The organism is Cupriavidus sp. 01L415 (genome assembly GCF_056400065.1).
The window spans coordinates 1-26,026 of the sequence record NZ_JBFTSP010000031.1; the positions used below are offsets into that span (position 1 = coordinate 1).

Below are 26,026 nucleotides of genomic sequence, written 5' to 3' on the forward strand. Positions count from 1 at the left end.
AAGACAACTCGTGGCGCCACATGTGCTGCAGCACGGTCAGTTTGAACTTGGCGCTATAAACCTCACGCTTCTTGCGCAGGCCAACGTCTCCATGCTGTTGCCACGCCTTGATCCAGCGATGCAGCATCGAGTCGCTGATACTGTGCTTCYGACTCAGCGACATGACCCCTCCAAAGCCGGACAGATATTCCTGGACCACTTGGCGTTTGAACGCCTCATCGTACTTCGTCATGAAAAACACCCCAAAGGTTGGATGTATGTCCAACTTTTGGGGTGCAGTTCACTTTCCCCCTTTTTGCATCCGACCCCACGGGCGCCGGAATGCGGCCTGGAGGTTCTTCCAGGATCTTCTTGAAGCGACCCCTCTTACTTGCCGGCCTTGTCCTGCGAGACATCCATGATCATCCGCGTCAGCAGGTACAGCCGCGGGGTCACGGAATTGAGGTCCACATACTCGGCATCGTTCGAGTGGGCGCCGAAGCCGCGCAAGCCGAAGCGCTCGATCACCGGCGCCTTGGTGGCCGCTGCGGCAAAGGCCGCGTCGGTGCCGCCGCCTTCGGCGGTGTCATAGACGGCCAGCTTCTCGCCAATTTCCGCATAGATGCCCTGCGCGTGCGTTGCCAGTGCGCGGGCGGCCGGCGTGACCTCCAGCGGCGGACGGCGTCGCTCGAACTTCACCGCCACCTTGGTGTCCGAAATCAGCTTCTTCTGCACGCGTTCCTGCAGCGTACGCTCCAGGCCGTCGTAGTCGGCCGTGCGCAGCACGCGCACATCGGCCTGCGCCGTGGCAACGGCCGGGATCACGTTGCGGTTGGTGCCGGCATTGGAGAGCGTCCAGTTCACCTTCAGGCCGGTGTCCGGATTGGACAGGTCCCGCATCTGCAGCACCTGATGCGAGAGCTCATAGAGCGCGTTGCGGCCCAGTTCCGGAGAGCTGCCGGCGTGGGACGACTTGCCATCCACCTTCAGCGAGATCGCACCAATGCCGCTGGTCGCCAGCGACAGGCGGTCTCCGGTCACACGCGTGGCCTCGCACGAGAACACCGCGTCCTGCTCCGCGCCGAGTCTGGTCAGCGTGGCGCGTGCGCCGGGCGAGCTGATCTCTTCGTCACCGTTGATCAGCACCGTCAGCGTGCCATAGTCCTTGAACTTCATCTTCTGCAGGATGGCCACCGTGTGCAGGATCACCGCCACGCCATTCTTGTCGTCGGCGATGCCCAGGCCATAGGCACGGTCACCGTCCACGCGGAACGGCTGCTGCGCCAGCATGCCGCGCAGGTAGACCGTGTCCATATGGGCGATCAGCATGATCTTGCGCTGGCCGGTGCCCTTGAACTGGGCCATCACCATCTTGCCGACCTTCTCGGGTGTGTCCTCCATGCGGTAGATCTCGGTCGGCTCGATGAGCTTCGCGTCTCCGCCGAGCGCGGCCAGGCGGTCGCGGATCAGGTTGGCGATGCGGTCCAGGCCTTCGATGTCCTTGCTGCCGGATTCGATGGACACTAGGTCCTTCAGCGTGGCGATCAGCGCGGGCTTCTCCTTTTGGGCCAACTGGTAGGCCGGCTCCACGGGCGCGGCCTGCGCGGGCAGGGCCCACACGGCACAGGCAAGTGCCAGGGCGGTGGGCAAAACGGCGGGCAGGGCGACCAGACGGGCGCGGACGGGGGCATGCATGGGGGTGGACTCCTTCTTTCTTCTGCGTGGTGGTAGGACGAGAAGGGAAATCTTCACCGCGGGCACTTGCCGTCGTAAAGAGGATTCGTGCGGAATCGGCAGGATTCATGCGGAATTTCGTGCGAATGTCGCGTTGGCGCAGCAGACATGGCACGACCATTGCAGCGGTTTTGCGGCATCATTGCGGACATGAAGTCCGCCGTACCCCAGCCCTCCGGCATTTCCACCATGCCCGCCCCTCACGCACAGGCGCCTGCCCGTCCCGCCTGCGCCCATTGCCTTGCCCTGGCCGACGACCCGCGCCGGCGCGAACCCCATGCCTGCCTGGCGTTGCGCAGTACGGCGCCGCTGGTCAGCCAGAGCGCGGCCGGCGTGCCGTTCAGCATGCTGTCGTTCACCTGCCGCGAATGCGGCACCGCATGGCGCCTGTATGACCGCGCCAACGAACTGTTTGTCTCCTGGGTGCCGGAGCACCCGCTGGTGCGATAGCCCCGAAAGATGACCGGCCCCGACGCTCACTGTTTTTCCCGCCTTACTTCCCACCCACTGCCCAATATGGCTTCCTCCTTCCATCCGCCGCGCGCTGCGGCAATGTTCTCCGCGGCCTCCGCCGTCGTCGCCATGGCTACCGGCACCTTCGCCCCGTCCGCGCAGGCGGCCGATGCCTATCCCAATCGCCCCATCCGCGTCATCGTGGCGTACCCGACCGGGGGCATCAGCGATGCCGTGGCCCGCGCACTGGGCGAGAAGCTGTCCGTGCAGATGGGCACCTCGGTAGTGGTGGAGAACAAGGCCGGCGCTGGCGGCAGCATCGGCATCGACGCCGTGGCCAAGGCCGCACCGGATGGCTATACGCTGGGCTTTGCATCCACCAGCCCGCTGACGCTGAATCCGCATGTGGGGCACGTCAACTACGACCCGCAGCAGGACGTCGCGCCCGTGATGAGCGTGATGTACTCGCCGGTGCTGGTGGTTGCCACGCCGAGCTTTGCGGGCAAGAGCTTCCAGGATCTGATTGCCCAGGCAAAGGCCAAGCCGGGTTCCGTCCGCTGGGCCACCTCCGGACTGGGCACGGTGGGCCACGTGATGCTGGAGCAGGTCAAGGCCAAATCGAAGGCCGAGGTGACACTGATCCCGTACAAGGATGCCGGGCAGCAGATGAATGACGCACTGGGCGGCCAGTTCGAAGTCATGAGCACCAATGCCAGCCCGATGCTGACGCAACACATGCAGGCCGGCCGGCTGCGGGCGATTGCCGTGGGCGCGCCCAAGCGTATCGAGAGCCTGGGCAATGTGCCGACGTTTGCCGAGCTGGGCTTCCCGAAGGCCAACCTGACTTCCACATTTGGCATCTTCGCACCCGGCAAGACGCCGGCCGCGATCATCAACCGCCTGAACGCCGAGCTCAACAAGGCGCTGGCCGAACCGGACGTGCGCGAGCGCCTGCTCAAGGGCGGCGAAGTGCCGACCGGCGGCACCGCGGCACAGTTCGTCACCGCCATTCGCGCCGAGTACGAGGACAACGCCCGTATCGTCAAGGAAGCCGGCATCAAGGCCGACTGATCCGGTGACGCCGGCCTGGGCCACTAGGTCCATCGAGGCCACCGGGGTCGCGCGGCGCCTACACGGCACCCACATGGCGGCAACACGGCCGCAACGAGGCGCCTCCTGGCCGCCATGTGACGGCGTTGTGCGCGACAGGCGGGCGCTGCATGGGCGATCGTCATGTCGGCTGCCCAGCCGGTAGACCGCCTGCAACATGACGCCGTTGTGTGGCCACAGCGCCAGCTTGGTGCGCACGCGCGACAGCCAGCCAAGGGCGCGAGGATCATGCAGGACAACGTGGCTTCGGTCATGCTGGCTCGCCGAGTGATGGACCGGCACGCCGGCACGCTGTCGCTGCTGTCCCACCTGGATGAACCGGGAGACGGGCCGGGAGATGGGGCAGATGATGGGCCGGAGGACGGGCCGCCGCACCGGATGGGATGGCGGATCTGGCTGCCAGGGTTGCCAAGGTTGTCGGGGTAGCGAAGAGCGGCCGGCATGCGCCGATGACGCATCGCCACGCCGCGCGGCGCGCCCCAAAACAAAAAGGCACCCGAAGGTGCCTTTTTGCCAATCGATCAAACCAACAATCAGAAGATGTGGCGGATACCTGCGCCAACGCCCGTCTGGTTGTTCTTGCCCGGGAACTCAGTCTTGGCGCCGCCGGTGACCTTGTTGTAGTCAACCGTGCCATAGACCTGAGTGCGCTTGGACAGCGAGTACTCGGCCAGCAGAACGCCCGTGTAACGGTTGCCGCTGTTGTCGGCGACGCTGTTCACGTTCTTGATGTGATCGCCGTAGAACACGCCGGTCAGGGCCAGGGCCGGGGTCACCTGATAGGTGGCGCCGATGTAGCCGATGGCGTCCTTGCGCGGGTTGGATTGTGCGTTGCCGCCAGCCGGAATCGGGTTGGCCGAGTTGGCCGGCGTGAAGAAGTTCGCGTCGATCAGGCCGGTCTTGTCCTTGCCGCCGATGTAACCAGCGAAGACCTTGGCTGCGCCGAAGCCAACCTTACCAGCAGCGCCCCACATTTGCTGCTTGTTGCCGAACTGGTCACGCACTTCCTGGTACACGCCGCCGAAGCCGAAACGGCCCACGTCGTAGGAAGCACGGGTGCCCCAGTACGAGTTGGTCGTGGCGGTACCCTTGGTGAAGCTGCCCGGAGCTTCGCCGAAGCCGTAGCTGGCGCCAACGCTCAGGCCGCTGAACGAGCCAGCGTAGCTGATGACGTTGTCGTTACGGAACTGGGTCAGGAAGAACGGCCAGGCGTTGTTGTCGTAGTTGCCGATGGTCAGCGGATCGTAGTCGCCGAAGAAGTTAAACCCTTCGGTGTACTGACGGCCCAGCTTGATGGCGCCGAAGTCACCCGACAGACCGACGTATGCCTGACGACCGAACAGACGGCCGCCCTGGTTGGCCTTGCCGGTGTCCGGATCAAAGCCGTTTTCCAGCTGGAAGATGGCCTTCAGGTTGTTGCCGAGGGCTTCGCTGCCCTTCAGGCCCCAACGGCTGTTAGTGACGGCGCCGTTCGTCAGTTGGGTCTGGCTGTGGTTGCCACGGTCGGCGTTGGTCTGGAAGCGAATGCTTTGGTCAACGATACCGTAGAGGGTCACCGAGCTTTGCGCGTAGGCGCTGCCGGCGAGCAGTGTGCCGATTGCGAGGGTGAGTAGCGATTTCTTCATGGTGCTCCTTTTCTGTCTTGTGGTTGTCCGCAGCCGGATCGCGGTGCGTCCAAAGGTCTACGTTTGCTGTAAACGCCGCGAAAATTTAACAAAACGCGGGACATTCGGACATAAAACCGGGGCGCTGGTGCCACTTGAGGAGACATTTGGTGCAAATCCGTTGGTTTGTCGCTACACAATGCCTCGGCACCATGTAAATGGTGCAAAGCAGCACGCGCCACGGCGGTGCATGGCAGGCAGCAGGCAAACAGGGGCGGGGAAGTGCAGGCGGGATCGCAACATCCGGGAGTGCCGGATGTTGCGGTGCAATAACCCCTCCAAGGTTGGGAGGGTTATCCCGTAGACAGGCGCGATGCGCCCGGGTGATCAGCCTTGGGGAATCTCGATCTTGACTTCGAGGACCTCAAGGTTGTCCTGGCGCTCCAGGCTGACGCGCAGGTCCTGGTCGCTGATCTTGACGTACTTCGAGATGACGGCCACCAGCTCGCGCTGCAGGGCCGGCAGGTAGTCGGCCGGCGCCGAATGGCCGGTGCGTTCGTGGGCGAGAATGATCTGCAGCCGCTCTTTGGCGACCGATGCTGACTTCTTTTTCTCCCCCAGCAGGAAGGACAGGATCGACATAGGGATGAGTCCTCCTTACTTGTTGCCGAAGATGCGGGAGAGCAGGCCCGGCTTCTGATAGTCGGTGAAACGCATCGGTTTGTCCTTGCCCAGGAAGCGGTCCACTACGTCGCCGTAGGCGTCCGCCACGTCGGAGCCTTCCAGATGGATGGCCGGCGTACCCTGGTTGGACGCATGCAGCACGGCTTCCGATTCCGGGACCACGCCGATCAGCTTGATGCGCAGGATTTCCTGGATGTCCGTCAGCGACAGCATTTCACCGCCATGCACGCGCTTGGGGTTGTAGCGCGTGATCAGCAGGTGTTCCTTGATCGGCTCGCCGCCCTCGCTGGCACGCTTGGTCTTGGAGGCCAGGATGCCCAGGATGCGGTCGGAGTCACGCACCGACGAGACTTCCGGGTTGGTCACGACCAGCGCCTCGTCGGCAAAGTACATGGCCATCAGCGCGCCCGACTCGATGCCGGCGGGCGAATCGCAGACGATGAACTCGAAGTTCATGTCGATCAGGCCGTTGATGACTTTCTCGACGCCGTCGCGTGTCAGGGCGTCCTTGTCGCGGGTTTGCGAGGCCGGCAGGATGAACAGGTTCTCGCACTTCTTGTCCTTGATCAGCGCCTGGTTCAGGTTGGCTTCGCCCTGGACGACGTTGATCAGGTCATACACCACGCGGCGTTCGCACCCCATGATCAGGTCGAGGTTGCGCAGGCCGACGTCGAAATCGATCACGGCAGTCTTGTGGCCACGCAGGGCCAGGCCGGCGGCGAAGCTCGCGCTGGTGGTGGTCTTGCCAACGCCTCCCTTGCCGGAGGTCACAACGATGATTTTTGCCATGGCTCTATGGTCCAGTATGGGTGGAATTCGTCCCGATGGCCGGCGCGGTCACTTCATCCGCAGCGGTTCGAGAATCAGCTTTTCTTCGGCCAGGCGGACCTGTGCCGATTTGCCGAGCACGTCGGCCGGAAGCGTCTGCTCCGCGGTCCGGTAGATGCCGGCGATGGAAATCAGTTCCGGCTCCAGGCACGTGCAAAAGATGCGCGCGTCCGGGTTGCCCTTGACGCCCGCCAGCGCGCGGCCGCGCAACGGGGCATAGATATGGATATTGCCTTCGGCGATCACCTCGGCCCCGTAGCTCACCAGGTCCAGGATCACCACGTCGCCCTGCGCATAGACCTGCTGGCCGGAGCGCAGCGGCTTGTCGATCAGCATGGTGGGGATGGCGCGCGCGGCGGAGGCGGCGGCCATGATCTCCGCGATGTCGGCGGTGGTTGCCTTGGCGGGGCTCCGGGAGCTCTGGTCACTCCGGTCGCTCCGGTCAGTCTCGTTGGCGGCATTGGCTGCCGGCGCGGTGTCCGTGGCCGGCGCGTCCGTGACCGGCGTACCTGAATCGGCAGTTGGGCTGTTGCCGCCGTTGGCCGCTTCGTCGCGGCCGCCACGGCGGCTCTGGCTGTCCAGCAGCGGCAGGCCGAAGCTCTCTGCCCACGCCCGCTGCCCCGGGCGGGCCACCACGCCGATGGCGCGGGCTCGCAGCGTGGCCAGGGTGTCGATTACACGGTCCAGCGCTACCCGGTCGTCGCCTTCCAGGCGGCGCAGGTCCAGCGCGACGACGTCATTGGAGAAGAAATCAGGGGTGGATTCGAAACGGGAGAGGAGGTCATCCCGCAGCGCGTCCAGGTCGGCGGTCTTGAGGGCGAGAAGGAGGGCGTCGACATTGCCACTGCGCAGCTCGAAGCGTGGCGATTTCTTCTGGGACATAGGCAGCGACCGTGGAAATGCCACATTCTAACGTCGGTTTTCCGACGAACTGTAAGAAATATCGGACCTGCCACCCGAGGTGGCCGATGCGGACCATATCGGGGGTGGCCCGGTGATGCATGTGGCGGGCGGGCCAGTCCCCGGACAGCGCAGGCGCAGGCGAGGTCGCATCGCGGGGGGCATCTTGTTACGATTGCGCATCTCGACAGCGGAGTTCCCATGGGTGCCATCGTCAATTGCGCAGCCTATCGCCAGGGCAGGAAGCTCGGCAAGGTGGAGTTTGAAGCCATTGCCGATGTGCTGGCCGAACCCGGCACCTTCATCTGGCTGGGGCTGCATGAGCCCGACCTGCCGCTGTTGCGCAAGGTGCAGCAGGCCTTCGGGCTCCATGACCTGGCGGTGGAGGACGCATTGGACGCCCATCAGCGGCCCAAGCTGGAGTCCTACGGCGATTCGGTTTTCGTGGTGCTGAACACCGCGCAGCTGATCGGCGAGGAGGTGGTGGTCGGCGAAACCCACCTGTTTGTCGGGCCGAACTACGTGGTCTCCGTCCGTCATGGGGCCAGCACCAGCTATGCGCCGGTGCGCGAACGCTGCGAGCAGGACCCGCAGGGGCTGTCCAACGGCCCCGCCTACGTGCTCTATGCGTTGATGGATTTCGTGGTCGACCACTATCTGCCCATCGTCACCCACCTGGAGGACACCTTCGAGACGCTGGAGCAGGACATATTCCGCGACGAGTTCGATCGCGCCTCGATCGAGCGGCTCTACCAGATCAAGCGCCAGGTCCTGCGGCTGCGCAACGCGGTCTATCCGGTCGAGGATATCTGCAGCCAGCTGATTCGCCTGCACGACGCGCTGGTGCCGAAGGAGTTGCGCGCCTATTTCCGCGATATCGAGGATCATTGCAGCCGCGTCGTGCGTACGCTCGACGTCGTGCGCGAAATGCTGACCACGGCCGTGCAGGTCAACCTGGCGCTGGTGACTGTGGGGCAGAACGAGGTGGTCAAGCGGCTGGCCGGCTGGGGCGCCATCCTGGCGATTCCCACGGTGGTCTTCAGCCTGTATGGCATGAACTTCAGTTTCATGCCGGAGCTCAAGTTCCACTATGCTTATCCGACCGTGGTCGGCGTCACGGCCCTGGCCTGCGGCGGGCTCTGGCGCAAGCTGCACAGGTCCGGCTGGATCTGAGGCACGACCGGCCGGCCAGGCGCGCCATTCCTGGCCCGGCGCGCCATTTTTATATTCTCTTTACACCCCGCCTCCCCCTCTCTACCCCGTTTTTATCGCCCCGTCCCTAAGCTCCACGGTGTGAATCCTTCACGCCTTTTCTTCTGGGGTTTGTCATGGACGGGATCTATTTCCTCGTGTTGTTAGCTTTCGGCGCGCTCACCGGCGCGCTGCTGGCGTTGTGCGCCGCGCTGGGCGCCAACCTGCCATCGGGCGGTCCGGATGCCGAGGGCCGCCAGGGCCACGCCGACGCGTTCGCGCCCAAGCACTCGGCCAGCGACCGGAGGCTGTAATGGACTGGACTGATCTGCTGAGCGGAACGCTCGCCGTCGTGATCTTCATTTACCTCCTCGTCGCCCTGTTCCGGCCGGAGAAATTCTGATGTCGTCTCTATCGCCGCAATTCATCGGACTATTGGTCCTCTTTCTCCTCATCCTGTTTGTGATGGGGCCTTTCCTCGGACGCTACATGCGCCGGGCCATGGAGGAGGGCGACTACCGCCTCACGGCCTGGGGCCGCCCGCTCGAACGCGGGCTGTATCGCCTGGCTGGCGTGCGCGCCGACGCCGAAATGGGATGGAAGCAGTACGCCATCGCCGTGCTGGTGTTCAACGTGCTCGGCGTGATCGCCGTCTATGCGATCCAGCGCCTCCAGGGCGTGCTGCCGCTGAATCCGCAGGGATTCGGCGCGGTCTCGCCGGACTCGTCGTTCAACACCGCCATCAGCTTCGTCGCCAATACCAACTGGCAGGGCTATGCCGGTGAATCGACGATGAGCTACCTCACGCAGATGCTGGCGCTGACGGTGCAGAACTTCGTCTCGGCGGCCACCGGTATCGCCGTGGTGTTCGCGCTGATCCGCGGCTTCGCGCGCCATACGTCGGCCACCATCGGCAACTTCTGGGTCGACATGACGCGCAGCACGCTCTACGTGCTGCTGCCGCTGTCGGTGATTACCGCGCTGCTGCTAGTCAGCCAGGGTGTGATCCAGAATTTCGACAGCTACAAGGATGTGAACCTCGTCACGGCCGTCGAGTACACGCAGCCCAAGGTGGATGCCGCCGGACAGCCCGTGCTCGACAAGGAAGGCAAGCCCCTCACGGAAGACATGAAGACCAGCACGCAGACGCTGGCCATGGGCCCGGTGGCGTCGCAGGAGGCCATCAAGATGCTCGGCACCAACGGTGGCGGCTTCTTCAATGCCAACTCCGCGCATCCGTATGAGAACCCGACGCCGCTGGCCAACTTCATCGAGATGCTGGCGATCTTCCTGATTCCCGCCGCGCTCTGCTTCACGTTCGGCGAGATGGTGCGCGACCGGCGCCAGGGCGTTGCGGTGCTGGCGTCGATGACGGTGATCTTCGTGGTGATGGCCATCGCGGCCTTCGTCTCGGAGCAGCAGATCACCGCGGCGCTGTCGGGGCTGTCGATCGACCATGTGTCCTCCGCGCTCCAGGCCGGCGGCAACATGGAAGGCAAGGAAGTGCGCTTCGGCATCTCCGCCACGTCGTTGTTCGCGACGATCACCACGGCCGCGTCCTGTGGCGCGGTCAACGGCATGCACGACTCCTTCACCGCGATTGGCGGGCTGGTGCCGATGCTGCTCATGCAGCTGGGTGAAGTCGTCTTCGGCGGTGTGGGATCGGGCCTGTACGGGATGCTGGTCTATGCCGTGCTGGCAGTGTTCATCGCGGGCCTCATGATCGGCCGCACGCCGGAGTACCTGGGCAAGAAGATCGAGACCTTCGAGATGAAGATGACCGCCGTGGCCATCCTCGTCACGCCGCTGCTGGTGCTGGTGGGGACCGCCATCGCGGTGATGGCCGATCCGGGCCGCGCGGGGGTGTTCAACCCGGGCACGCACGGCTTCTCGGAAATCCTGTACGCGCTGTCCTCGGCCGCCAACAACAACGGCAGCGCGTTCGCCGGGCTGTCCGCCAATACGCCGTTCTACAACACGCTGCTGGCAGCGGCGATGTGGTTTGGCCGCTTCTGGATCATCGTCCCGGTGCTGGCGATGGCCGGCTCCCTCGCCGCCAAGCGTCGTACGCCGGTGACGGCCGGCACGATGCCCACGCACGGTCCGCTGTTCGTCGTGCTGCTGGTGGGATCGGTGCTGCTGGTTGGTGCGCTGACCTATGTGCCCGCGCTGGCGCTGGGTCCGGTCGCCGAGCAATTGCAGCCTGCCGCAGTGGCGGCGGCTGCTCAGTAATCTTGCGGAGAATCGCATGCAACAAGACTCCACGGTGACGCGCGCCTCGGGCAGCGGCACCTCCAAGGCCCCGGCGCAGGGCAACGCGCCGGCCACCACGATCGTGGGCAGCCATCATCGTCCGCCGCGTGGCGGCATGTTCGCGCCCGAGCTGGTCAAGCCGGCCATCGTCGATGCGTTCCGGAAGCTGTCTCCGCGCGACCAGCTACGCAATCCGGTGATGTTCGTCGTCTATGCGGGCAGCATCCTGACGTCGATCCTGTTTGCCCGCGCCCTGGTCCATCCGACGCCGGGCGGTGAATCCGCCGGATTCATCCTGGCGGTGTCGATCTGGCTCTGGTTCACGGTGCTGTTCGCTAACTTTGCCGAGGCACTGGCCGAGGGCCGCAGCAAGCAGCAAGCCGCCGCGCTGCGCGGGCTCAAGACGACCGTCACGGCGCGCGTGGTGCGTGCTGGCCGCAGCGATGCGCGAGCTTCCGGCGCGACGGAGCCGCGTGCGGCCACCGATCTGCGTCGCGGCGATATCGTGCTGGTGGAAGCCGGCGACATGATCCCGGGCGACGGCGAAGTCATCGAAGGCGTGGCCTCGGTCGACGAAAGCGCGATCACGGGCGAATCGGCGCCGGTGATCCGCGAGTCGGGCGGCGACTTCTCGTCGGTCACGGGCGGCACGCGCGTGCTGTCCGACTGGATCGTGGTACGCATCACGACCAACCCCGGCGAGAGTTTTATCGACCGCATGATCAGCATGGTGGAAGGCGCCAAGCGTCAGAAGACGCCTAACGAACTGGCGCTGACCATCCTGCTGGTGGGGCTGACGCTGGTGCTGCTGCTGGCCACCGCCACGCTGCAACCGTTCTCGCTCTACAGCGTGCTGGTGACCAAGGCCGGCGTGCCGGTGTCCGTCACGGTGCTGGTAGCGCTGCTGGTGTGCCTGATTCCGACGACGATCGGCGGCCTGTTGTCCGCCATCGGCGTGGCCGGCATGAGCCGCATGATGGAAGCCAACGTCATCGCGACGTCGGGCCGCGCGGTGGAAGCCGCCGGCGACGTGGACGTGCTGCTGCTCGACAAGACCGGCACGATCACGCACGGCAATCGCCAGGCTTCGCGGTTCATCTGCGCACCGGGCGTGACCGACCGCCAGCTGGCCGAGGCCGCATGGCTGTCGTCGCTGGCCGATGAAACGCCGGAAGGCCGCAGCATCGTCGCGCTGGCCCGTCAGCAACCGGGCGTGGCCGTGCCGGAGATGGGCGCCAAGGGTCTCGCCGCACCGGTGTTTGTACCGTTCTCCGCGCAGACGCGCATGAGCGGGATCGACGTGACCAACGGCACTGTGGTGCGCAGCGTACGCAAGGGCGCCGCCGACGCGCTGCGCCGCTACGTGACCGGGCGCGCGGGCAAGTTCCCGGACGCCGTGATGCAGGCCGTCGACGATGTGGCGCGCGCGGGCAGCACGCCGCTAGTGGTGGCGGAGGCGGTCTCGGAAGGTTCCGAGGACAGCGTGCGCGTGCTAGGCGTGGTCGAGCTCAAGGACATCGTCAAGACGGGTATCCGGGAGCGCTTTGGTGAACTGCGCAAGATGGGCATCCGCACGGTGATGATCACGGGCGACAACCGCCTGACCGCCGCGTCGATCGCAGCCGAGGCCGGCGTCGACGACTTCCTGGCCGAAGCCACGCCGGAAGCCAAGCTCACGCTGATCCGCGACTTCCAGCGCGACGGGCGGCTGGTGGCGATGACCGGTGACGGCACCAACGACGCGCCCGCGCTGGCGCAGGCCGATGTCGCCGTGGCCATGAACAGCGGCACGCAGGCCGCGCGCGAAGCCGGCAACATGGTCGACCTGGACAGCAATCCGACCAAGCTGATCGAGATCGTGGAGATCGGCAAGCAGATGCTGATGACGCGCGGGTCGCTGACCACCTTCAGCGTGGCCAATGACGTGGCCAAGTATTTCGCGATCATCCCGGCGGCGTTTGCCACCACCTATCCGCAGCTGAACCTGCTGAACGTGATGGGCCTGGCCACGCCGGCGTCCGCGATCATGTCGGCGGTGATCTTCAACGCGCTGATCATCGTCGCGCTGATTCCGCTGGCGCTGCGGGGCGTGGTGTATCGCCCACTTGGCGCGGCGATCCTGCTGCGCCGTAACCTGCTGATCTACGGCCTGGGCGGCATTCTTGTGCCGTTCGTCGGGATCAAGCTGATCGACATGCTGCTGACGTTGTTCGGCTGGGTCTGAACGCACACCGCAAACGGAGATTTTCCATGCATACCCCCATCAAGGCCGCTGGCCTGCCGACCGAGACCCCGCGCCAGCAAGGCGCGCTGCGCCCGGCGCTGACCATCTTCGTTGGCCTGTCGATCGTGACCGGCCTGCTGTATCCCGGCGTGGTCACAGGTATCGCCAGCACCGTGTTCCCGCACCAGGCGGCAGGGTCGCTGATCGTCAAGGATGGCAAGACCGTGGGTTCGGAACTGATCGGCCAGCCGTTCTCCGATCCGAAGTACTTCTGGAGCCGCTTGTCCGCCACCGCACCGATGCCGTACAACGGCGCGGGGTCGGTGGGGTCGAACCTGGGCCCGACCAATCCCGCGCTGACCGATGCCGCCAAGGCGCGCATCGAGGCCTTGCGTGCGGCCGATCCGGGCAACACGGCACCCGTGCCGGTGGACCTGGTGACGGCGTCCGGCAGCGGGCTCGATCCCCAGATCAGCCCGGCGGCGGCGAAGTACCAGGCCGCTCGCGTGGCACGGGTGCGCGGGATTCCTGTCGAGAAGGTCAACGCGCTGATCGCGGCGAACTCCGAGGGGCCGGGGCTGGCGGTGCTGGGCGAGCCGGGCGTGAATGTGCTGAAGCTGAATCTGGCGCTGGATGAGGCCAAGTAACGCCCCGCGCCGGGCGGGAACCGCTGGTGCGTCCCGTGGCAGAATCCCGGTCATCACCAGCCATTTTCGACGACCGTGACCGACGCCCGCCCGGACCCTGATGTCCTGCTGCAGCGCATGCAGGCGGAGGGCGCACGCGCCGCGCGCGGCAAGCTGCGCGTCTACTTTGGCGCATCCGCCGGCGTGGGCAAGACGTTTGCCATGCTGGCCGCCGCCCGCGCGTTGCGCTCACAAGGCGTGGACGTGGCGGTCGGTGTCGTCGAGACCCATGGCCGTGCGGAAACCGAAGCGCTGCTGGATGGGCTGGATCGCCTGCCGCAGCGCGACGTCCCGTATCGCGACCGCGTGCTGCAGGAGTTCGATCTCGATGGCGCGCTCGCCCGCCGCCCCGCGCTGATACTGGTCGACGAACTGGCGCATTCCAACGCCGCAGGCAGCCGCCATCCCAAGCGCTGGCAGGACATCCAGGAACTGCAGGCCGCAGGCATCGATGTCTGGACCACGGTCAACGTCCAGCACCTGGATAGCCTCAATCAGGCCGTGGGTGGCATCACCGGCGTGCGCGTCTGGGAAACCGTGCCCGATGCGGTCTTCGACGGCGCCGATGAGGTCGTCCTGGTGGACCTGCCCGCCGACGAGCTGCTGCGCCGCCTGCGCGAAGGCAAGGTCTACCTGCCCGAGCAGGCGCGACACGCCGCACGCAATTTCTTCCGCAAGGGCAACCTGATCGCACTGCGCGAGCTGGCGCTGCGGCGCACTGCCGATCGCGTCGATGACGACGTGCGGGCATATCGCGATGCGGAGTCGATCGAGCCCGTCTGGCGCACGCGGGAAGCCGTGGTGGCCTGCATCGGCACCGGCGACGACGCCGAGCAGGTGGTGCGCAGTGCGCGGCGACTGGCCAGCCAGCTAGATTGCGACTGGCACGTCGTCACCATCGCCACACCCCGCCTGATGCCGTTATCCGACGACGTGCGCGTGCGCGTGCGTGCGGCGATGCAACTGGCCGAGGAGCTTGGCGCGCGCACCGAGACGCTGGCGGGTCACGACATGGTCAAGGCCGTCGCCGGCTACGTGCGCCGCCATAACCTCACCAAGGTGCTGGTGGGCCGTGCACGCACGGACTGGCAGCATGAGGGCGGCTGGCTCGAGCAGGGGCGGACATGGCTGGCGCGCGCGTTGTCGCCGCTGCTTGGCGCGGGTTATCGGCTGATCGGCCGGCAGAGCTTTGCCGATGCGCTGGCGGCCGGCTGTCCGGAGATCGACGTGATCCGCGTGGCGGCCGACACCACGCGCGCCGACCTGCGCCCCCGCACGTTCGCGGCCGGCGCCGCCGGTGGGGATGTGCGGCCGCCGCCGCTACCAGCCGATGTCGGGGGCAATGCCGAGGCCGATACGGAACAGGCCCGCGTGCGCCGCCTGGACTACGGCTGGGCCGCGGTCTGGTGCGCGGGGGCGACGGCGTTGTCGATGCTCGCGCGGCCGTGGTTCGACCTCGTCAATATCGCGATGCTGTTTCTCGCGGCGGTGGTCGGCGTGGCGCTGCGGCACGGGCGTGGTCCGGCGGCGCTGGCGTCCGTGGTGGCCGTGGCGGCGTTCGATTTCTTCTTCGTGCCGCCGCGCATGTCGTTTGCAGTCAGCGATGTGCAGTACCTGCTGACCTTCCTGGTGATGCTGACCGTCGGGCTGGTGATCGGCCAGCTCACGGCCGGGTTGCGCGAGCAGGCGCAGGTGGCGGTCCGCCGCGAGACCGATGCGCGCACGCTCTACGAGCTGGCACGCGAACTCTCGGCAGCGCTGACCACGCAACAGATCGTCGAGATCGGTGGCCGCTTCCTGCGTGCTGCGTTCGACGCGCATGCCACGTTCTTCCTGGTGTCCGATCAGGGCCGGCTGGTGCCGATATCGGAGGGCCAGGCGCGGGAAGACCGCGCGCGGCACGGCGTGGATGCGCACGCGCGCGACAAGGGGGAAGCCATCGACACCGTGCTGGCGCAATGGGTGTTCGACCACGGCCAGCCGGCTGGCACGGGCACGCATACGTTGCCGGGCAGTACGGTGCTGTATCTGCCGCTGAAGGCGCCGATGCAGACGCGCGGCGTGCTGGCCGTGGAGCCGCGCGCGTGGCGCGCGCTGGCCGAGCCCGAGCTGCGCCGGCAGGCCGATGTGTTCACCACGCTGATCGCGATTGCGATCGAGCGCCTGCACTACGTGGAAGTGGCACAGCGCGCGCTGGTGTCGATCGAGTCGGAACGCTTGCGCAGTTCGCTGCTGGCGGCGGTGTCGCATGATTTGCGCACGCCGCTGACGGGCCTGATCGGCATGGCGGAGACGCTTCAGCGCGTGGAACCGCCGCTGCCGGCCGAGGTGGCGGTGACCGTCGAAGCCATGCGCGGCCAGGCCCAGCGCATGCGCACGATGGTCGTGAACCTGCTCGACATGGCCAGGTTGCAGCGGCATGACGTGCCGATGCAGCGGGGCTGGCAGTCGATGGAGGAGCTGGTGGGAGCGGCGCTGGCGTCGATGCGTGACGCGCTGGCCGGTCATCCGGTGCAGGTGGCGGACCTGTCGACACTGCCGCTGGTGGAATGCGATGGCGTGCTGATGGAGCGGGTGTTGTGCAACCTACTCGAGAACGCTGGCAAGTACACGCCGTCGGGTACCGCGATCCGCATTCACGGTGCCGTGGTGGGCGAGGAATTCCGCCTCACCGTCGAGGATGACGGCCCGGGCGTGCCGGCTGGAGAGGAGCGCCGTATCTTCGAGAAGTTCACGCGCGGCGAACGGGAATCCGCCACGGCAGGCGTGGGCCTCGGGCTTGCGGTCTGCGAGGCCATCCTGCAGGCACACGGCGGCCGTATCTGGGTCGAGCCAGGCCACGCGCAACCGGGGCTGAACGACCGGCATGGCCAGACGGAGTCGCGTGGCGCGTGCTTCACGCTGGCACTGCCGCGCGGCAATCCGCCGGACATCGAGCCCGAAATCCCGGATGTCGCCCTGCCGGAGGTGTCCGGCATCGCGCACATCGCAACTGTTGCACCGCAGGACAAGGACCCTGACTGAGATGCCATTCGACTTTTCGCCGACCGTGCTGGTGGTCGAGGACGAACCCCACATCCGCCGTTTCGTGCGGGAATCGCTGCAGGCCGAGGGCTGCACCGTGCACGAGGCGGAAACGCTCAAGCGCGGCCTGATCGATGCGGGGACGCGCCAGCCGGACGTGGTCATCCTTGATCTCGGCCTGCCCGATGGCGACGGCATGACGCTGATCCGCGAAATGCGGACCTGGACCGAGGTGCCGGTGCTGGTGCTGTCGGCCCGTACCGACGAGGCCGACAAGATCGCCGCGCTGGACGCGGGCGCCGATGACTACCTGACCAAGCCGTTTGGCGTGGGCGAACTGGTGGCGCGCGTGCGGGTGCTGCTGCGCCGGCATGCCCGGCTGAATCCGCAGGGCACGCCCCAGATCACATTCGGCGATGTCCAGGTGGATCTGGCCAACCGGCTCGTCATGCGCGGACAGGCCCAGGTGCACCTGACGCCGATCGAGTATCGCCTGCTGGCGGTGCTGATCGCGCATCGCGGCAAGGTGATGACGCACCGGGAATTGCTGCGGGAGGTATGGGGTCCGTCGCACGCCGAAAGCAGCCACTATCTTCGTGTGTATATGGGCCACCTGCGTCACAAGCTCGAGACCGACCCGGCGCAACCCGCGCACTTGTTAACAGAGGTGGGGGTCGGATACCGGTTTGCGGGCTGAGGCCCGGTGCAGGGCGTGACAAGGCCGGAAGAGGAAGCGGACGCCGGCGCCGCGGCGTGGAACTGGCGGGAATGGGGGTGAAGGTAAAGCGAAGATATTGATGGGAATAATGATCAGGATTGACATTGCGGCATGATAATTCTTCCTGACTATATGGGCGGCAACTCCATATCATCCCCACTACACTGAACCAGAAGCGCCCCGACGCCCCCAGCAGGACTCCCGGAGCCCGTCATGCCCGCCATGCCCGCATCCTTCGCCCCCCAGATCCGCCGAGCTGCCGTCGCCATGGCACTGGCCGTCATCCTTGGGCTGCTCGCCCCGCCGGCCCGATCGGCCACGGAACCCCCGGCGCCCGCCCAGGCCCAGACCCGGGAAGCCGTCGCGGCCTACGAGGCGGGCCGTTTCGACGTCGCCATCCAGGGATTTGCCGCCGCCGCCCAGAAAGGCAACCGCCTTGCCCAGTTCAACTACGCCATGATGCTGCTCCGCGGGGAAGGTACGCCCGAGAAGCCGCAGGAGGCCCTGATCTGGCTGCGCAAGGCCGCTGACAACCAGATGACACACGCGCAGTACACATTCGGAGATCTCTACGAGCGGGGCGAGCTGGTGCCGAAGTCGCTCGAAGAGGCCAACCGCTGGTACGAGCGCGCGGCGCAGGGCGGACACGTGCAGGCACAGATGGCGCTGGCCACCAACTACTTCACGGGTCGCGGCGTGGCGCGCGACTATGGCAAGGCGTTTACCTGGTACAGCCGGGCCGCCACGGCGGGTGATGGTGGTGCGCAATACATCGTCGGCAGCTATTACGAGCGCGGCGAACCCGGCGTGGTGGACAAGGACATCGAGCAGGCCAAGATCTGGTACGCCCGGGCCGCCGCCCACGGCGATCCCGGCGCACTGGCCAAGCTGCGGTCGTTGCTGGAGGAAGGGCTGCGGGCAAAGAACGGCGGCTCCATGTGACGTCGCCGGATCCGGGCCGGCGCGCCCGTTCCCGGGGCGGTACAAGTCTTGCTTGATCGGATGCGGATGTTCACCTGACATTCACTGACTGTTTTCACCGCAACCCGGGAGGTCGTAGTGGCTACGCACGTCGCGCTGAACCATGTCACGCATTACCGCTATGACCGTCCGGTGAAGCTGTCACCGCAGGTCGTACGCCTGCGCCCGGCGCCGCATTGCCGGACGCCAATCCTGTCCTACTCGCTGCGCATCGAACCCGCGCAGCATTTCGTCAACTGGCAGCAGGACCCGTTCTCCAACTACCTGGCGCGGCTGGTCATCCCCGAGGCGACCACGGAATTCAAGGTCACCGTCGACCTCGTGGCCGAGATGTCGGTCTACAACCCGTTCGACTTCTTCCTGGAACCGTCGGCGGAGCAGTTCCCGTTCACTTACGCCGATGGCCTCGAGCACGATCTTGCGCCGTACCTGGCGCGTGGTGAACTGACGCCGCGCTTTGCCGCGTTCGTCGCCAGCATCGACCGCACGCCGCGCCGCACGCTGGATTTCCTCGTCGCCCTGAACCAGCGCCTGCAGGACGAGATCCGCTACCTGATCCGCATGGAGCCGGGGGTGCAGACGCCGGAGGTCACGCTGGAAAACGGCTCCGGTTCCTGCCGCGACACCGGCTGGCTGCTGGTGCAGACCCTGCGCCACCTCGGGCTGGCGGCGCGCTTCGTGTCTGGATATCTGCTGCAGCTGACACCGGACGTGAAGGCCGTGGATGGCCCGAGCGGCGCGGAGGCCGACTTCACCGACCTGCATGCGTGGTGCGAGGTCTACCTGCCCGGCGCCGGCTGGATCGGGCTCGATCCCACCTCCGGCCTGCTGGCCGGGGAAGGCCACATCCCGCTGGCCTGCACGCCGGAGCCCAGCAGCGCGGCACCGGTTAGCGGCGCCGTGGATGAGTGCGAGGTGTCGTTCGAGCATCTCATGTCGATCACGCGCATCTACGAATCGCCGCGCGTGACCAAGCCCTATACGGAGGCGCAGTGGACGGCCGTCGACGCCGCCGGCGCCGCCGTGGATCGCCAGTTGCAGGACATGGACGTACGCCTGACGATGGGCGGCGAACCGACCTTCGTTGCGGTCCGGGACCGCGACGGCGCGGAGTGGAACACCGACGCGCTCGGGCCCACCAAGCGGGGGCTGGCCACCGAACTGGTGCACAAGCTGCGCGCGCACTATGGCGAGGGCGGGTTCCTCCATTTCGGGCAAGGCAAGTGGTACCCCGGGGAACAACTGCCGCGCTGGGCGCTATCCATCTGCTGGCGTGCGGACGGCGTGCCGTGCTGGCAGGACCCGTCGCGGTTCGCCGACGAGCGCGAACCCGACGCCTACACGGATGCCGACGCCAGGCGCTTCCTCGAGACTCTGACCACGCGGCTGGGACTGGACACGGCGTGCATCCAGCCCGGCTACGAGGATGTCTGGTACTACCTCTGGCGCGAACGTCAGTTGCCGGTCAACGTCGATCCGCTCGAAGCGCGTCTCGAAGACGAAATGGAGCGCGTGCGGCTGCGGCGCGTGTTCGATGGCGGCCTGTCGCGCGTGACCGGCTACGCGCTGCCGCTGGCACGGAACAGCGAGGAGACGCCATCGCCCGATGGCGCCCCGTGGGTCAGCGGCTCCTGGTTCCTGCGTGAGGAACGCATGTACCTGCTGCCCGGGGATTCACCGATGGGCTATCGTCTGCCGCTCGATTCGCTGCCCTGGGTGAGCAAGGCCGACTACCCTTGGCAATTCGCGCAGGATCCGTTCGCCCCTCGCGCGCCGTTGCCGGCGGTCACGCCGCTACGCCGGCAGTCGCCGGGCGGGGCGCTGCCCACGTCCACCGCCACCGCGCCGCACGGCGACTTCAGCCCGGCGGCGATGGCCGCACGTCGTGCGATGGCGCGTGGCAACGGCGCCGGAGTCGGTGCGGGTGCCGGACTCGCGGCCGGCGCCGGCGGCAGCGCCACGGCCCGCGCCCCGGCGCGCGGGGAATCGGCCGCCGACATCATTCGTACCGCGCTTTGCGTGGAGATTCGCCATCCGAGCCGTGCTGCCGGTCCCGCCGTCGAACTGGAATCGATGGCGCTGGAATCGACGCAGGGCCGGCGCGGCATCCTCTACGTCTTCATGCCGCCGCTGACGGTGCTGGAGGACTACCTTGCGCTGGTGGCCGAGGTGGAGGCCACCGCGGCGGCACTCGGCATGAAGATCGTGATGGAAGGCTATCCGCCGCCACGCGATCCGCGCCTGAAGCTGCTGCAGGTGACGCCGGACCCGGGCGTGATCGAGGTGAACATCCACCCGGCCAGCAACTGGACCGAACTTGTGGATCACACCGAATTCCTCTATCAGGCCGCGCACGAGTCTTATCTGTCCACCGAGAAGTTCATGGTCGACGGACGCCATACCGGCACCGGTGGCGGCAATCACTTCGTGCTGGGTGGCGCCACGCCTGCGGACAGCCCGTTCCTGCGCCGGCCCGATGTGCTGGCGAGCCTGATCGCGTACTGGCACAACCACCCGGCGCTGTCCTATCTGTTCTCGGGCCTGTTCATCGGCCCGACCAGCCAGGCGCCGCGCGTCGACGAAGCGCGCAACGACCAGGTCTACGAGCTGGAGATCGCGTTTGCCGAATTGCGTCGCCAGCTCGATCTGCGCGAGGGCGGCCCTGGCGGCTACATGCCGCCGTGGGTGATCGACCGCGCGCTGCGCAACCTGCTGGTGGACGTGACCGGCAACACCCACCGGTCCGAGTTCTGCATCGACAAGCTCTATTCGCCCGATGGCGCCACGGGCCGGCTCGGCCTGCTGGAACTGCGCGCGTTCGAGATGCCGCCGCACGCGCGCATGAGCCTGGTGCAGCAGCTGCTGTTGCGCGCGCTGGTGGCGCGGTTCTGGCGTACGCCGTACACCGCGCCGCTGACCCGCTGGGGCACGGCGTTGCATGACCGCTTCATGCTGAGCACCTTCATCCAGATGGATTTCGACGATGTGCTGGCCGAGATGCGCGCGGCCGGGTTTGTGTTCGAGTCCTCCTGGTTCGCGCCGCACTTCGAATTCCGCTTCCCGCGCGTGGGCGAGGTCGACGTGGCCGGCCTGTCGCTGACGCTGCGCGCGGCGCTGGAGCCGTGGCACGTGATGGGCGAGGAGGGCGCGGCGGGCGGCACCGTGCGCTACGTGGATTCGTCGGTCGAGCGGATCGAGGTGCGCGTGCTGGGCGCGAATGACAACCGGCATGTCGTGACGGTCAACGGCCGCGCCATTCCGCTGCAGCCGACGGGGCGCGCCGGCGAGTTCGTGGCGGGCGTGCGCTACCGCGCGTGGGCACCGCCCTCGTCGCTGCATCCGACCATCGCGGCGCACGCGCCGCTGACCTTCGACGTCGTGGATACGTGGATGGAGCGCAGCCTGGGGGGATGCCAGTATCATGTGTCGCATCCCGGAGGACGGAACTACCAGACCTTCCCGGTGAACGCCTACGAGGCGGAAAGCCGGCGGCTGGCACGCTTCTTCACGATCGGCCATACGCCGGGCAGGACCGTGGCGCCACCGATGCAACGCAGTCTGGAAATGCCGTTCACGCTGGACCTGCGGCAGGCGGGGCCGTGAGCGCCGATCCAACCATGACGCACCATGACGCCTCGATCATGACGAACCATAGCGCCTCATACCGGGCCCCATACCGCGCCGCATAACGCCCAATCACCCTGGCCCCACGGAGACCGCATCTCTTGCCCTCGCAGTCGTCGCTCCCTCTCGACGGATTGGACAGCCCCGCCAGCATGGCCGGCCGGCTGGCACTGCCCGTGCCGGCCGGCCACCTTGACGAGTTGCGGCTTCCCGACGGCACGCTGCGGGAGGCGTGGGCCCGCTTCTTTTCGGTGTTGGGCGATCTGCACCCCGAAGCGCTGGACGTGCGCGCGGCCGCCGTGGCGCGCCAGATCCGTGACAACGGCGTCACGTACAACGTCTACGCCGACCAGAGCGAGACGCGCGCGTGGCAGCTCGAGCTGTTTCCGTTCCTCGTGTCCGAGGAAGACTGGGCGGTCATCGAGGCCGGCGCCGCGCAGCGCGCCACGCTCGCCAACGCGATCATGGCCGACATCTATGGCCCGCAGACGCTGCTGGCCAAGGGGCTGCTGCCACCGGGCCTGGTCTACGGGCACCCGGGCTACATGCGGCCGCTCAAGGGCTATCAGCCGCCTGGCGGCAGCTTCCTGCAGACGATGGCGATGGACCTCGTCCACACGGAGAACGGCTGGACCGTGATCGCCCATCGCACGGAAACGCCATCGGGCATGGGCTATGCGCTGGAAAACCGGCTGATCATCTCCGGCCAGTTTGCCGATGCGTTCCGCGAGATGCGCGTGCGGCGGTTGCCGCCAGCGTTCGCGCAGCTGATCTCCACGCTGGCTCATGCGCCGCTGGTGGCGGCCACGGATGACGGGCCCGGGCTGGCGTCTGGCACCGGGCTGCAGATCGTGTTGCTTTCGCCGGGGCCGTTCAACGAGACGTATTTCGAGCACACGTTCCTGGCGCGCTACCTGGGCATCACGCTGGTCGAGGGCAAGGATCTCACCGTGCGCAACGATGTGGTCTACCTGAAGACGTTCGGCGGGCTGGAGCGTGTGGACGTGATCCTGCGCCGGCTGGATGACGTGTTCTGCGATCCGCTGGAGTTGCGCAGCGATTCGACGATCGGCGTGCCGGGGCTGCTGGAGGCGATGCGCGCGGGCAACGTGATGGTGTCGAACGTGCCGGGCGCCGGCTTCCTCGAATCGCCGGCCATCCACGGGTTCATGCCAGGCATCGCCCGGGCGTTGCTGGATGAAACGCTGATCCTGCCCGCCGTGTCCAGCTGGTGGTGCGGCGAGGCCGCCGCGCAGGCCGAAGCGATGGGCATGCTCAGCGAGGCCTTCGTCATGCCGACGTATCCGAGATCGCCCGGCGAGCCGCGGCTCGGGATGGAGCGGGGGCTGCAGGTGCTGGACCAGTGGCGCGATCGCATTGCCGAGGCGCCGGACCGCTACACGCTGCAGGCGCCGCTGCCGCTGTCGCACATGCCCTGCTGGGAGCCTGACGAAGGTGGCTGCGGCCGCATCGGCTCGCGCGCGGCGATGCTGCGCGTCTTTGCCATAGCGGACGGCAATGGCGGATGGCAGGTCATGCCGGGCGGCTTCACGCGGCTGGCACCGCCCAACCTGGAGGCCGTGTCGATGCAGCTTGGCGGCACCAGCGCGGATACCTGGGTGCTGTCGAGCCAGGGCTCCGGCTCGGTGCCGCTGGCGGGCCGCACGGGGCTGGCTGCGCCGACGGGGTCACGCCCGCTGGCCGTGTCCAGCCGTGCGGCGGAAAATCTCTACTGGGCCGGCCGCTATGCCGAGCGCGCCGAGAACACCGTGCGCCTGTGCCGCCAGATTCTCGGGTCGATCGAGTCGAACGACGAGACCGACGACGGCACACTGAACATGATCGGCCAGCTGGCACAGTGGTTCGGACTGGTGCCGGCGCAGACCCCATCGCCGCAAGCCTCGCTGCGCGTGTTCGAACGCAATCTGGTTGCTACGCTGGCCGATGTGAACAGCACGACCGGCGTGGTGCAGACGCTGGCCAGTCATGCGCGCGCGGCCAACGAGATTCGCAACCGGCTCTCCAACGATCACTGGCGCACGATCCTGGCCGCGCGCAATGATTTCCACGATGCGATGTCGGCCGCCGCGTGTCCTTCCGGGACGCCGGGTGGCCGCGAGGGCGCCTATGACCGCTCGCAGGTGCTGGCCGCGCTGGAGCATTTGTCGATGCAGCTTGGGGCGATCAGCGGCGCGCAGGGGGACCGCATGTCGCGCGACGAAGCCTGGCGGCTGGTGTTTATCGGCAGACATATCGAGCGTCTTGGTGTGCTGTCTCTGTTCCTGGAAGTGGCCGAGCGCAGTGGCGCCTTGCAGTCGCGCAGCGGATTCGACCTGCTGCTGCACCTGTTCGACAGCACGCTGACCTTCCGCTCCCTGTATCCGGGGCGCACCGATACCGCGGCGCTGGTGGACCTGCTGGTGCTGGAACCCACCAATCCGCGTGGCCTCTATGGCGTGCTGGATCGCCTGCGCGAAAAGCTGGCCCAATTGCCGACCGGGGCCACGGGCCAGTCGCGCGTGCCGCTGGCCGAACTGCTGCCGCCCGCCAGCGCGCTGCCGTCGCGCACGGTGCTGTGTGAAGCCGACCGGAGCGGCCGATACTCGACGCTTGCCGCACTATGCGATCAGCTCGGCGGGCGCATGGCAAAGCTGTCCGACGAGATCGGCGGGCGCTATTTCAGTCACGCCGGCGTGGCGCCGGAGACCGACCTGCCATGAGCGACGACCGCCTCGCTACGCCTTCACCGGCCGTGCCGTCAGGCTCGTCGGGGTCGTCAGGTGCGTCAGGATCATCGTCGGGCTCGACAGGCTCATCAGGCCCGGCGTCAGCTTCGTCGGCCTTGCCGGAGCGGTCACGCTCGCCCGAGGCGTCTGAATCATCCGTCCGGCCAGCACCCCTCGCCGCGCAGGACGGCGATAGCGCGTCGCCTTGCGAGCCGGCCACGCTCAACGTCCACCACGTCACGACGTATCACTATGCGTGGCCGGTGGAGCACGCACAGCAGCGCGCCGTCGTCACCCCGCCGTCGTACCCGTGGCAGGCGGTCAGCTGTCACGCGACGGCAATCGACCCGACGCCGTCGCACCAGCACGTGCGCACCGACGCGTTCGGCAATAACGTCCTGCACTTCATGCTGGATGTGCCGCACGACACCATGCAGCTCACCACGCAAAGCACGGTCACGCTGACGCCACGGTGGCAGCAGCTCGATGCCGCCAGCAGCCCGCCCTGGCAGGAAGCCGCACGGCTGTTGCGCTATCAGGCGGGGCAGCCGTTCCATCCGGAGACCGAGTTCGTCTACGCGTCGCCCAACGTCGCGTTGCACGCGGACCTGCGCGACTATGCGCGCAGGAGCTTCGCACCGGGCGTGACGGTGGCGGCGGGAGCGATCGACCTGATGCACCGCATCCATCGTGACTTCGAATACCACGGTGAAAGTACCGAGGTGCACACGCCGGCGCTCGAGGCGTTTGCGCTGCGCAGCGGCGTATGCCAGGACTTTGCGCAAGTCATGATCGGCTGCCTGCGTTCACTGGGGTTGGCGGCGCGTTATGTCAGCGGCTACCTGTGCACCGATCCGCCACCGGGCGAACCGCGCCTGTTGGGTGCCGATGCGTCGCACGCGTGGGCGGGCGTGTGGTGTCCCGTGAATGGCTGGATCGACCTCGATCCCACCAATGACGTGCCGGCCGACACGCGCCACGTCACGCTGGCCATCGCACGCGACTACAGCGACGTGCCGCTGCTGCACGGCGTCATCGTGGGCGGCGGCGAGCATACCGTCGACGTGGAGGTCAGCGTGGTGCCGGTGACATCGCCCGGGGAAACGCCGGCATGAATGGGCTTTCTTTTGTGTGGCATTGCAGAACGGTATCGCAACTGGTTGGCTCAACAACAACTAGCGAGCAATCCTGCTCACGCGCCCCTCGAGCTTTCACGAAGCGACCGACCGTAAAGGATCGCCCCGCGCCCCCCACCCCACAGATCAACGCCAACCCATAAAAAAAACCGGCCACGCTTTCGCGCAGCC

General features: G+C 66.8%; 20 protein-coding genes and 2 pseudogenes. 14 read left to right on the forward strand and 8 right to left on the reverse strand.

Features of this window, described 5'->3' with window-relative positions; genetic code table 11:
• Positions 1–94: 94 nt before the first annotated feature.
• A pseudogene (locus tag AC1DOX_RS26495) lies at positions 95–232 on the reverse strand (transposase); the annotation flags it as partial.
• Between the two features lie 134 nt (positions 233–366).
• Complete coding sequence (locus tag AC1DOX_RS26500; protein WP_441624334.1) at positions 367–1,674, reverse strand: M20/M25/M40 family metallo-hydrolase; 1,308 nt, start codon at positions 1,672–1,674, stop codon at positions 367–369.
• Positions 1,675–1,863: 189 nt separating this feature from the next.
• Between AC1DOX_RS26500 and AC1DOX_RS26505 the strand changes: the two genes are divergently transcribed.
• Entirely contained in the window at positions 1,864–2,163 is a 300-nt protein-coding gene (locus AC1DOX_RS26505; protein WP_441624356.1) for a hypothetical protein, read from the forward strand.
• A 102-nt stretch (positions 2,164–2,265) separates the two neighbouring features.
• The gene (locus tag AC1DOX_RS26510) at positions 2,266–3,237 is read left to right on the forward strand and encodes a Bug family tripartite tricarboxylate transporter substrate binding protein (protein ID WP_477101580.1); all 972 of its coding nucleotides are present in this window, start codon (positions 2,266–2,268) and stop codon (positions 3,235–3,237) included.
• Between the two features lie 159 nt (positions 3,238–3,396).
• On the opposite strand, the pseudogene AC1DOX_RS26515 reads toward AC1DOX_RS26510, so the two are convergent.
• The 5 genes and pseudogenes from AC1DOX_RS26515 to minC all read right to left on the reverse strand — a co-directional run.
• A pseudogene (locus tag AC1DOX_RS26515) lies at positions 3,397–3,483 on the reverse strand (DNA-binding response regulator); the annotation flags it as partial.
• Between the two features lie 326 nt (positions 3,484–3,809).
• Positions 3,810–4,901 carry a porin gene (locus AC1DOX_RS26520; RefSeq protein WP_441624336.1) on the reverse strand — a complete coding sequence of 364 codons (1,092 nt, stop codon included), beginning with the start codon at positions 4,899–4,901 and terminating at the stop codon, positions 3,810–3,812.
• Between the two features lie 366 nt (positions 4,902–5,267).
• Positions 5,268–5,522, reverse strand: a complete 255-nt coding sequence (gene minE, locus AC1DOX_RS26525) for a cell division topological specificity factor MinE (RefSeq protein ID WP_006164360.1) — start codon at positions 5,520–5,522, stop codon at positions 5,268–5,270.
• Between the two features lie 15 nt (positions 5,523–5,537).
• Entirely contained in the window at positions 5,538–6,353 is an 816-nt protein-coding gene (gene minD / locus AC1DOX_RS26530; protein WP_092138331.1) for a septum site-determining protein MinD, read from the reverse strand.
• Positions 6,354–6,401: 48 nt separating this feature from the next.
• Positions 6,402–7,274, reverse strand: a complete 873-nt coding sequence (minC, locus tag AC1DOX_RS26535) for a septum site-determining protein MinC (RefSeq protein WP_441624339.1) — start codon at positions 7,272–7,274, stop codon at positions 6,402–6,404.
• Between the two features lie 219 nt (positions 7,275–7,493).
• Here minC and AC1DOX_RS26540 point away from each other — a divergent pair, with 219 nt between their 5' ends.
• The 11 genes from AC1DOX_RS26540 to AC1DOX_RS26590 all read left to right on the forward strand — a co-directional run bounded on the left by AC1DOX_RS26540 (position 7,494) and on the right by AC1DOX_RS26590 (position 24,713).
• Positions 7,494–8,465: a magnesium and cobalt transport protein CorA gene (locus AC1DOX_RS26540; protein WP_441624341.1), complete on the forward strand. Its 972-nt coding sequence runs from the start codon at positions 7,494–7,496 to the stop codon at positions 8,463–8,465.
• Positions 8,466–8,620: 155 nt separating this feature from the next.
• A complete protein-coding gene (locus tag AC1DOX_RS26545; RefSeq protein WP_441624343.1) occupies positions 8,621–8,797 on the forward strand; it encodes a hypothetical protein in 177 nt (58 codons plus the stop codon).
• A complete protein-coding gene (kdpF, locus tag AC1DOX_RS26550) occupies positions 8,797–8,886 on the forward strand; it encodes a K(+)-transporting ATPase subunit F (RefSeq protein WP_441624345.1) in 90 nt (29 codons plus the stop codon). The genes AC1DOX_RS26545 and kdpF overlap by 1 nt, the downstream gene beginning before the upstream one ends.
• Positions 8,886–10,715 (forward strand): potassium-transporting ATPase subunit KdpA, encoded by a 1,830-nt coding sequence (gene kdpA / locus AC1DOX_RS26555; RefSeq protein WP_441624347.1) that lies wholly within the window; start codon positions 8,886–8,888, stop codon positions 10,713–10,715. Before kdpF ends, kdpA begins: the two co-directional genes overlap by 1 nt.
• 16 nt (positions 10,716–10,731) lie before the next feature.
• Positions 10,732–12,960 carry a potassium-transporting ATPase subunit KdpB gene (kdpB, locus tag AC1DOX_RS26560; protein ID WP_441624349.1) on the forward strand — a complete coding sequence of 743 codons (2,229 nt, stop codon included), beginning with the start codon at positions 10,732–10,734 and terminating at the stop codon, positions 12,958–12,960.
• 26 nt (positions 12,961–12,986) lie between these two features.
• Positions 12,987–13,607 (forward strand): potassium-transporting ATPase subunit KdpC, encoded by a 621-nt coding sequence (gene kdpC / locus AC1DOX_RS26565; protein WP_441624351.1) that lies wholly within the window; start codon positions 12,987–12,989, stop codon positions 13,605–13,607.
• A 117-nt stretch (positions 13,608–13,724) separates the two neighbouring features.
• Positions 13,725–16,670 (forward strand): DUF4118 domain-containing protein, encoded by a 2,946-nt coding sequence (locus tag AC1DOX_RS26570; RefSeq protein ID WP_441624360.1) that lies wholly within the window; start codon positions 13,725–13,727, stop codon positions 16,668–16,670.
• A 1-nt stretch (position 16,671) separates the two neighbouring features.
• Complete coding sequence (kdpE, locus tag AC1DOX_RS26575; protein WP_092138324.1) at positions 16,672–17,367, forward strand: two-component system response regulator KdpE; 696 nt, start codon at positions 16,672–16,674, stop codon at positions 17,365–17,367.
• A gap of 288 nt (positions 17,368–17,655) precedes the next feature.
• Positions 17,656–18,330 (forward strand): tetratricopeptide repeat protein, encoded by a 675-nt coding sequence (locus AC1DOX_RS26580; RefSeq protein ID WP_441624362.1) that lies wholly within the window; start codon positions 17,656–17,658, stop codon positions 18,328–18,330.
• A gap of 117 nt (positions 18,331–18,447) precedes the next feature.
• Positions 18,448–21,972, forward strand: coding sequence for a transglutaminase family protein (locus AC1DOX_RS26585; protein WP_477101577.1), 3,525 nt, complete (start codon positions 18,448–18,450; stop codon positions 21,970–21,972).
• A 122-nt stretch (positions 21,973–22,094) separates the two neighbouring features.
• Entirely contained in the window at positions 22,095–24,713 is a 2,619-nt protein-coding gene (locus AC1DOX_RS26590) for a circularly permuted type 2 ATP-grasp protein (protein ID WP_441624520.1), read from the forward strand.
• A gap of 15 nt (positions 24,714–24,728) precedes the next feature.
• On the opposite strand, the gene AC1DOX_RS26595 is transcribed toward AC1DOX_RS26590, so the two are convergent.
• The gene (locus tag AC1DOX_RS26595; RefSeq protein ID WP_441624527.1) at positions 24,729–24,875 is read right to left on the reverse strand and encodes a hypothetical protein; all 147 of its coding nucleotides are present in this window, start codon (positions 24,873–24,875) and stop codon (positions 24,729–24,731) included.
• Between AC1DOX_RS26595 and AC1DOX_RS26600 the strand changes: the two genes are divergently transcribed.
• A complete protein-coding gene (locus tag AC1DOX_RS26600; RefSeq protein WP_441624524.1) occupies positions 24,836–25,834 on the forward strand; it encodes a transglutaminase family protein in 999 nt (332 codons plus the stop codon). The genes AC1DOX_RS26595 and AC1DOX_RS26600 overlap by 40 nt on opposite strands.
• Positions 25,835–26,026: the final 192 nt, after the last annotated feature.

Bases quoted from the DNA above. Each gene is read 5' to 3' on its own strand.
- AC1DOX_RS26500 (WP_441624334.1), bottom strand. From the start codon at position 1,674: ATGCATGCCCCCGTCCGCGCCCGTCTGGTCGCCCTGCCCGCCGTTTTG.
- AC1DOX_RS26505 (WP_441624356.1), top strand. From the start codon at position 1,864: ATGAAGTCCGCCGTACCCCAGCCCTCCGGCATTTCCACCATGCCCGCC.
- AC1DOX_RS26510 (WP_477101580.1), top strand. From the start codon at position 2,266: ATGTTCTCCGCGGCCTCCGCCGTCGTCGCCATGGCTACCGGCACCTTC.
- AC1DOX_RS26520 (WP_441624336.1), bottom strand. From the start codon at position 4,901: ATGAAGAAATCGCTACTCACCCTCGCAATCGGCACACTGCTCGCCGGC.
- minE (WP_006164360.1), bottom strand. From the start codon at position 5,522: ATGTCGATCCTGTCCTTCCTGCTGGGGGAGAAAAAGAAGTCAGCATCG.
- minD (WP_092138331.1), bottom strand. From the start codon at position 6,353: ATGGCAAAAATCATCGTTGTGACCTCCGGCAAGGGAGGCGTTGGCAAG.
- minC (WP_441624339.1), bottom strand. From the start codon at position 7,274: ATGTCCCAGAAGAAATCGCCACGCTTCGAGCTGCGCAGTGGCAATGTC.
- AC1DOX_RS26540 (WP_441624341.1), top strand. From the start codon at position 7,494: ATGGGTGCCATCGTCAATTGCGCAGCCTATCGCCAGGGCAGGAAGCTC.
- AC1DOX_RS26545 (WP_441624343.1), top strand. From the start codon at position 8,621: ATGGACGGGATCTATTTCCTCGTGTTGTTAGCTTTCGGCGCGCTCACC.
- kdpF (WP_441624345.1), top strand. From the start codon at position 8,797: ATGGACTGGACTGATCTGCTGAGCGGAACGCTCGCCGTCGTGATCTTC.
- kdpA (WP_441624347.1), top strand. From the start codon at position 8,886: ATGTCGTCTCTATCGCCGCAATTCATCGGACTATTGGTCCTCTTTCTC.
- kdpB (WP_441624349.1), top strand. From the start codon at position 10,732: ATGCAACAAGACTCCACGGTGACGCGCGCCTCGGGCAGCGGCACCTCC.
- kdpC (WP_441624351.1), top strand. From the start codon at position 12,987: ATGCATACCCCCATCAAGGCCGCTGGCCTGCCGACCGAGACCCCGCGC.
- AC1DOX_RS26570 (WP_441624360.1), top strand. From the start codon at position 13,725: ATGCAGGCGGAGGGCGCACGCGCCGCGCGCGGCAAGCTGCGCGTCTAC.
- kdpE (WP_092138324.1), top strand. From the start codon at position 16,672: ATGCCATTCGACTTTTCGCCGACCGTGCTGGTGGTCGAGGACGAACCC.
- AC1DOX_RS26580 (WP_441624362.1), top strand. From the start codon at position 17,656: ATGGCACTGGCCGTCATCCTTGGGCTGCTCGCCCCGCCGGCCCGATCG.
- AC1DOX_RS26595 (WP_441624527.1), bottom strand. From the start codon at position 24,875: ATGATTCAGACGCCTCGGGCGAGCGTGACCGCTCCGGCAAGGCCGACG.